The following is a 235-nucleotide window of genomic DNA, read 5'->3' as shown; positions in this document are numbered from 1 at the left end:
GAACCTACGACGTGCATTGTTCGCACTTCATGCACTCGATTTTCGGCATGAAAGGCAAGATCGTCGTCCGGTGAGCGTCACTGGCTCGGCTCTCTTCCATGTCATGGCTGAGGACGTTCGGCGTAATGCAACGGCAAAGCCAACTCAGGCTCTGATAAGTGATCTCGTCGGGCTTCGTAACATTGCCGTAGTCCGTTTCGCTGGCCTCATATTTTAGAGAGCAAGTCAACGGGCC

Annotated in this window: 1 protein-coding gene; it reads right to left on the bottom strand. The window is 53.6% G+C overall.

Annotated elements, in window-relative coordinates:
• Positions 1-4: 4 nt before the first annotated feature.
• Positions 5-235 (bottom strand): hypothetical protein (locus AC3II9_RS22545; RefSeq protein WP_489159006.1); only part of this gene is annotated, 231 nt, incomplete at its 5' end.

The organism is Lysinibacillus sp. RU7, assembly GCF_057837305.1.
The sequence above is the reverse complement of the archived record's forward strand: the minus strand, read 5'-3'. Positions and strand labels throughout refer to the sequence as shown.